This is a genomic window from Pseudomonas sp., assembly GCF_028293835.1.
In the GTDB taxonomy this organism is placed as follows: domain Bacteria; phylum Pseudomonadota; class Gammaproteobacteria; order Pseudomonadales; family Pseudomonadaceae; genus Aquipseudomonas.
In genome coordinates this window covers 40,648-47,533 of sequence record NZ_JAQGNX010000153.1, presented here as the reverse complement: position 1 = coordinate 47,533, position 6,886 = coordinate 40,648, and the positions used below count along the sequence as shown (strand labels likewise).

At 56.4% G+C, this 6,886-nt stretch carries 5 protein-coding genes; 4 read left to right on the top strand and 1 reads right to left on the bottom strand.

Features of this window, described 5'->3' with window-relative positions:
• Window positions 1–375 precede the first annotated feature (375 nt).
• Window positions 376–1,194, top strand: a complete 819-nt coding sequence (locus JWR17_RS20835) for a hypothetical protein (RefSeq protein WP_299834362.1) — start codon at window positions 376–378, stop codon at window positions 1,192–1,194.
• Window positions 1,195–1,834: 640 nt separating this feature from the next.
• On the opposite strand, the gene nadC is transcribed toward JWR17_RS20835, so the two are convergent.
• Window positions 1,835–2,683 (bottom strand): carboxylating nicotinate-nucleotide diphosphorylase, encoded by an 849-nt coding sequence (gene nadC / locus JWR17_RS20830; protein WP_299834360.1) that lies wholly within the window; start codon window positions 2,681–2,683, stop codon window positions 1,835–1,837.
• 331 nt (window positions 2,684–3,014) lie between these two features.
• On the opposite strand from nadC, the gene JWR17_RS20825 reads away from it, so the two are divergent.
• The 3 genes from JWR17_RS20825 (at window position 3,015) to ampE (ending at window position 6,822) form a co-directional block, all read left to right on the top strand.
• Window positions 3,015–5,261, top strand: coding sequence for a DUF1631 domain-containing protein (locus JWR17_RS20825; protein ID WP_299834358.1), 2,247 nt, complete (start codon window positions 3,015–3,017; stop codon window positions 5,259–5,261).
• A gap of 160 nt (window positions 5,262–5,421) precedes the next feature.
• Entirely contained in the window at window positions 5,422–5,970 is a 549-nt protein-coding gene (gene ampD, locus JWR17_RS20820; RefSeq protein ID WP_299834356.1) for a 1,6-anhydro-N-acetylmuramyl-L-alanine amidase AmpD, read from the top strand.
• Between the two features lie 15 nt (window positions 5,971–5,985).
• The gene (ampE, locus tag JWR17_RS20815; RefSeq protein WP_299834354.1) at window positions 5,986–6,822 is read left to right on the top strand and encodes a regulatory signaling modulator protein AmpE; all 837 of its coding nucleotides are present in this window, start codon (window positions 5,986–5,988) and stop codon (window positions 6,820–6,822) included.
• Window positions 6,823–6,886: the final 64 nt, after the last annotated feature.

Genomic DNA, 6,886 nt, shown 5'->3' with positions numbered 1-6,886 from the left:
GGCGGTGTTGGGCGCCGTTTTGTGGGCCTGGGCGGCGTGGCTGGAGCGTCGGGAGGAGGCAGACCATGATGAGCGCTGATCTAGATGAGCTCATGCTCGTCGTTGTCTCTGCCCGGAATTGGTCTGGTCGGCATCCTCCACGCGGCCTGTGATCGTGGCGAGTGATGGAACGGTGCTGCGGCTGTATTGGATGACAGTGCTGCTGCGGGTGGATCCATTTCTCGCTGAATTGTTCGTTGCGCAGCTTAATGGCCGCTCAAAGGTGATGATGGCACAATGATGTCTTTATTTTGGCGTGTCGCTTTGGGCTATCGCTACTCAGCCCCCTCACAGGACGCTAGGAAACAAGCGTCATAGATATCAAGGAAGGATGTTATGCGTATTCTTTTCAACTTGGTTTCAATTGCTGTTGCCGGTTCACTTCTTGCTGCTTGTGGTGGTAAAGACTTTACTGGAGCTTACCGATTTAAAGACTCAGGTATGAAGGGGGCAATGGTTCTCAATATCCACGGTGATGAAGCAGAGATTTTTGGGGATTTTGGAAAAGACGGTATCAAACCTCTCGGTAAAATGAAGGTGTCGGTAAAAGATGAAAAAATTCTTCTTGATGCAGTAAAGGGTTCTTTGCGCCTGGCCATGAAGCGTAACGTCGATGAGCGCAGCCTTGATTGCCTTAACTGCAAGGTAATTGGCCTGAGGCAGGACGATCAGGTTTGGGAATATGATCCAAAAGGGCCGTATGACGTAGATCAGATGCTTAAAGAGCAAGCCCGCAAGAACGAGGAAGCGCTAAATACGGAGCTGGAAAAAACGCAGCAGAAAGCCTTGGAGCAAGGTCGACGTGATTTAGAAGCTCAGAAGCTTACGCCTTATGAGGGCGATTGGGTCTATCAACGCACTACGAAACAAGACCGTTTGACCATAATGACCATCTGGCGCCAAAGCCAGATCAAAAGCTGGTCGTTCGAGTTTGAGAACATGGATCGCCTAGGGCAGGAAATTCCAAGGTTTGAAGTAGCAGACGCCGGCTTGAGGATCGGCGATGGCTCTAACTCCCACCTATACACCATCAGCGCTGACAAAAATGTACTGACCTGCATGGACTGTGAGAAAGCGGAGCGCTGGGCCAAGGCTGATCATAAGAAGGATCTCGGTGACCGTCAGTACGCTCGTGAGATGGCCGGTACCCCGTGACATCCTGACAGCCACAGCCCTCTGTTCGGCGAATGCCCAAGAGCCTCGCCGGTGCGTCGGTAAGCGCGTCAGCACAGATGAAAGCACAATGAGCGCGATCAAGGCGCAGGTGCGCAGCCCAGCCGGCATATTTATATAGATGCTGTCCACTAGCAGTCGCGCTGCGCTGGGCACCAACACCGGATTTTCACCGTTCTGGACGTCTGGCTCAACGCTCGCACCGAAACCACCGGGTTATGCGGCACGACTTGGCCTACCACCAGCCAATCGAACAGGTGCCGGATGGTCGCGAGGTGCTGCTTCACTGAACTCAAGCAGCCGCCTAGCTGCCAACCCCTGATCTTGCTGGATAATGGGTGAGTACCTAAATGAGTACCTTTTTGAGAAGTTAACCTTTTCTTTCCCTCTATCCACTTGGGCTTCTGGCTTCAGATTCTATTCCTATTTTCGGCACCAAGACCAAAGCCCCGTTTCTAACGATTCGGGGCTTTTTTACATTCTGTGGTTGTATACCATACAGCTCCTTCACTGGCCGCCCGCAACTCAACTCCTCCAGTCAGAACCGCGCCAGCCCTTTAGAACCGCTTCGCTGCCCATCGCGAGTAAGCCCGCTCATACAAGTGGTTACTGTATACAGCCCTCACAAACTCAACCGCATCGACAAGTCCACGGCCTTTATATCTTTGGTTAATGCCCCTATCGAAATGTAATCCACTCCCGTCTCGGCAATTGGCACCAGGGTTGTGTCATTAATCCCGCCGCTGGCCTCCAGCTTTGCTCTGCCACCGGTAATTCGCACGGCCTCGCGCATCTCATCCAGGCTCAGTTCATCGAGCATGATGATGTCGGCACCGGCCGCCAGGGCCTGGTTCAACTCATTGAGACTTTCGACTTCGATTTCAACCGGTTTGCCGGGGGCGATTTTGCGGGCGGCGGTGATTGCTTCGGCGATGCCGCCGCAGGCTGCGATGTGGTTTTCCTTAATTAAAAACGCGTCGAACAGGCCGATGCGGTGGTTATGGCAGCCGCCGCAGGTGACGGCGTATTTTTGTGCCATGCGCAAGCCGGGCAGGGTTTTGCGGGTGTCGAGCAGTCTGACCTGGGTGTCGGCGACTTTGTCTGCGTAGTACTGGGCGCGGGTAGCGACGGCCGAGAGCATCTGCAAAAAATTCAGCGCGCTGCGTTCGCCGGTCAGTAATGAGCGGGCAGGGCCTTCGAGGTGGAACAGCGGTTGGTTGGGTTTGACCCGCTCACCGTCGACGACCTGCCAATGCACGGCCACACGTGGGTCCAGTTGGCGAAAGACCGTGTCCACCCACGCCGTGCCGCTGATCACCGCGTCGTCGCGGGTGATGATCGTTGCTTTGGCCAGGCGTTCTGCGGGAATCAGTTGCGCCGTGATGTCGCCACTGCCCACGTCCTCAATCAACGCGCGGCGTACGTTAGCTTCAATTTCCGCCGTTAGGGGGGCGAGGCGTAGGTTTGGCATAGCGGGCTCCACTGACAATTCGCTCGAGTATAAGGTACGGCACCCCGGCAACCCACCCCGCGCAACGCCTCATGGCAGAGCCTGCGCGTGCAGTTCGTCGGTTTTGCGTCCGGGATCGTGACGGATTGCACGATTGGCGGTCTATCCAGCGTTCTACGGGGGAAAAGTCGTAAATCACCGCTGGCGCATTGGTCGTCTTTTGCCAGATACTCTGTCGGACAATTGACGTCATGACTTTGGCGCTTATCAATTACAGCATTGCGCTTTACAGATGCGTGTTTTATGCCTTGTCTGTAGAAGGTTCGCTGGATGTTCTCAAATGGAGATCTGGATGCAAAACGACGGCAAAGTTGTTCCGCTGAACAAGGGCACGCCAGACCAGGCACCTTCCTCGCCGCTTGTCCGGTTGCCGGTCGTTTTGCTGCAAGTCCGTGACAAGGCTGCGCAACAGCTCAAAGAAGCGTTGCAGGCCCTGTTTGATAACGCCGATGACACGCTGTTCGAGATGGCGGATCGGGCGCACAACAACGTCGAACAGAATATTTTCTTTGAGGCCATGCGTGACCTGCGCCTTAAACGTAAAAGCATCGAGCGCGGTTTTCTCGACAAATTCTACGAAGCCTTTTTGCGCCTCGGCCAATACGAGGTGAGTGTTCCGGAAATTGCCCCGCCGATGACGTTCGACAAGTTGGCGCTGGTGCATAACGATGACCTGGAGCGAACCGTGGCCGTGGATGCGATGGTTTCCAAGGTCTTGAGCCGCGATGGTTTCGCCTTGGCGCAACTGACCACTCGCTTGAACACCCTTATTCCTCAGCGCCTGACCGATACCTCTAATCCAATGGGGCCGACTGCGCTGTGTGATTTCTTCCTGCAAGCCGGGCGCAGCCTCGGGGTGGAAATCAAGGTCAAGCTGATCATTCTCAAGCTGTTCGAAAAGTACGTGCTAACGGACGCCGATCAGCTGTATGACGAAGCCAATCAATTGTTGATCGCCAGCGGTGTGCTGCCCGATTTGAAGGCCGGGCCTACGCGTCGGGTTTCTGACCGTGGGACGACAGCCAGCGCGCGTTCGCCGCAGGGGGCAGATGTCGCCGATGCAGTGGCCGCGGCGAACGCCAGTCGGCAACTCGACAAAGACGTTCACGAAGTGTTCGCGGCATTGCAGGAATTACTTGTGTTGGTACGCAGTGTCGTACCGCCGCCCGAGCCTAACGCTGAAGCCAAGCCGATTAGCAGCCATGATTTGCTGCGTCTGCTCTCGCACTTGCAGCAGCACGTTTCAGCCCCTGAGGCTCATGACGAGTTCAACCTGCGCGATCAACTGGAGCAGTTGCTGGCCCGGGTCAGCATGAAGAGCGGCAAGTTTCGCGTGGTCGGGGGTGTCGACGAAGACGTGATCAACCTGATCGCGATGCTCTTTGAGTTCATCCTTGACGACCGCAACTTGCCTGATTCGCTCAAAGCGCTGATCGGGCGGCTGCAAATTCCGATGTTGAAAGTCGCGGTGCTGGACAAAAGTTTCTTCAGCCGTGGCAGCCACCCGGCGCGACGCTTGCTCAACGAAATTGCTTCGGCGGCGTTGGGCTGGGGCGGTCGCGATGACTACCAGCGCGATACGCTTTACCTGCGCATCGAGCAGATTGTGCAGCGTCTGCTGAATGACTTCGTCGACGATCCGGCAATTTTCTCTGAACTGCTGGTGGACTTCCTCGCCTTCACCGGCGATGAGCGTCGTCGCAGCGAGTTGCTTGAACAACGTACTCGAGACGCCGAAGAAGGCCGCTCCAGAGCCGAATTGGCCCGGCAGCGGGTACAGCAGGAGCTGAATCAACGCCTGCTGGGCAAAACCTTGCCCGAGGTAGTGGTTCGTTTGCTTCAGGAAGCCTGGAGCAAAGTGCTGCTGCTGACCTGTTTGAAGCATGGCGACCAATCAGCCGAATGGCGCGCGGGTCTGGGCGCCATGGATGATTTGATCTGGAGCGTCGAGCTGCATGAAGAACCCGAAGCTCGGCAGCGTCTGTTGGACCTTGTACCCGGTTTACTTAAATCCTTGCGCGATGGCCTGACCAGCGCGGCTTTCGACCCGTTCGCTACCGGCGACTTCTTTAGTCAATTGGAAGGCCTGCACCTCCAGGCGTTTCAATATTTTGCGCGCCAGCAGGATGACAACAGCGAACACCCTACGGTGCCCGTGCCTGCTGCGGAAATGGTCGCTGTCGTCGAAGAGATCGTGCTGATTGCTCCTGGAGAACAACCCCAGGGTGATCAAGGCGTACGCTTGGCCGACGATGATGAAGCCGTCCTTGAAGTCGATAAGCTGCGGGTCGGTTGCTGGGTAGAAATACAGGAAGACGAGGAGCATAAGCTGCGCTGCAAGCTGGCAGCGATCATCGAGCCCACTGGCCGCTTTGTATTTGTTAACCGCACCGGCATGAAAGTGCTGGAGAAGACCCGCATGGGCCTCGCGGTTGAGTTTCGTCGCGGCGCAGTTCGCTTGCTCGACGATGCGTTGTTGTTTGACCGAGCGCTAGAGGCAGTCATCGGCAATTTGCGGCGGCTCAAGGGCGGGGCCTGATCGTTGCAGTCGACCTGCTGCGATTTAATCGCGCAGCTAGTTAACCTCAGAGACAGGGCAACGACACATCCTGTTTTGCCGGTGAGGTAAATATTGCTGCCCGGTGATTCCCCGTCGCGGGCATACTTGCGCTATCGACTTGCCGTTCAAGGAACCCTTCATGCAGCTGGACCCCGATAGCGGTTGGTGCCATGGCGCGCACCACTGCCCGTCGCCCAACTTCAATTCGCGGCCTGAGGCCGAGATTTCGCTGCTGGTGATTCACAACATCAGCTTGCCCCCCGCTGAGTTCAAAACCGGCTGCGTCCAGGCATTCTTTCAAAATCAGTTGGATGTCTCCCAACACCCTTATTTTGAAAGCATCGCTGAGTTGCGCGTGTCGGCGCATTTTCTGATCGAGCGCGACGGTGTGCTGACTCAATTCGTATCATGCCTTGACCGTGCCTGGCACGCGGGCGTCTCCAGTTTCGAAGGGCGCGATAGCTGTAACGACTACTCCATTGGCATCGAGCTGGAAGGTACCGACGACTTGCCCTTCACCGATGACCAGTACGATGCTTTGATTGAGTTGACCCGCCAGCTGCAGTCGAGCTATTCCGCCATTATCACGCAACGAATTTGCGGCCATAGCGATGTCGCTCCGGGGCGTAAGACAGATCCGGGTCCATGTTTTGATTGGGCGCGTTTTCGAGCTGCATTGCAGGATTGAAGTGAGGAACAAGGAATGAGCTTTCTGGTGTTGCTGTTGGCTGTCTGGATCGAGAAGTTTTCAGCCTTGCGCCAACGTGTCCAACGAGACGGGCCGTGGCTAAGTGAGTTGGCGAAGCTTGAAGCCAGCCCACGCATGAGCGCTCGACCGTGGCTGGTGTTGGCGCTGTTAGTGTTGCTGCCGGCGATCTTATTGGCACTGTCGTTGGTGGTGCTGCAATCGGTGGCTTACGGATGGCTAGGCTTGCCAGTGCACATTTTGGTCCTGATCTACAGTTTGGGTCGCGGCGATCTGTTGGCCACCCTGGGGCCGTTTCGCGATGCGTGGCGCCGAGGCGACGAGGAGGCCGCCAGTCTGGTTGCCGAGCGCGACATGGGCGTACTTGCAGAGGACGGCACGCAGTTACTAGAAGGTGTTCAGCGCTATTTATTGTGGCAGGCCTACCAGAGTTTCTTTGCGGTGATTTTTTGGTATTTCCTGCTGGGTCCAGTGGCGGCGTTGAGTTATCGATTGCTGGCCTTGGCCGTTGCACACGGCAAGACGCCCGCCTTGATCGAGCGCGCCGCGCAGATGCGCCATGCGTTCGACTGGGTGCCGGTGCGTTTGCTGGCAGCCAGTTTTGCTTTGGTCGGAAATTTCGTTGCGGTTGGTCGGATGATGCTGCTTGAGCTGCTCAACTGGAACGTCAGCGCGGCTGAGCTGGTGACCAACACAGGCAAGGCGGCCAGCGAGATTCCAGCGCCAGTGGTGGGTGCAGATGGCATTGCAAACCTCGACTCGCTGTGGGAATTGCTGCTGCGTTCGGCGCTGGTCTGGTACGCCGGATTCGCCCTGTGGACGTTGTTGGTTTAACGTTTTTTCGGGGGTTACGGATTGCCCCAACTCCGGCGCCATGCCCAGAACTCGGTGGAGGGAA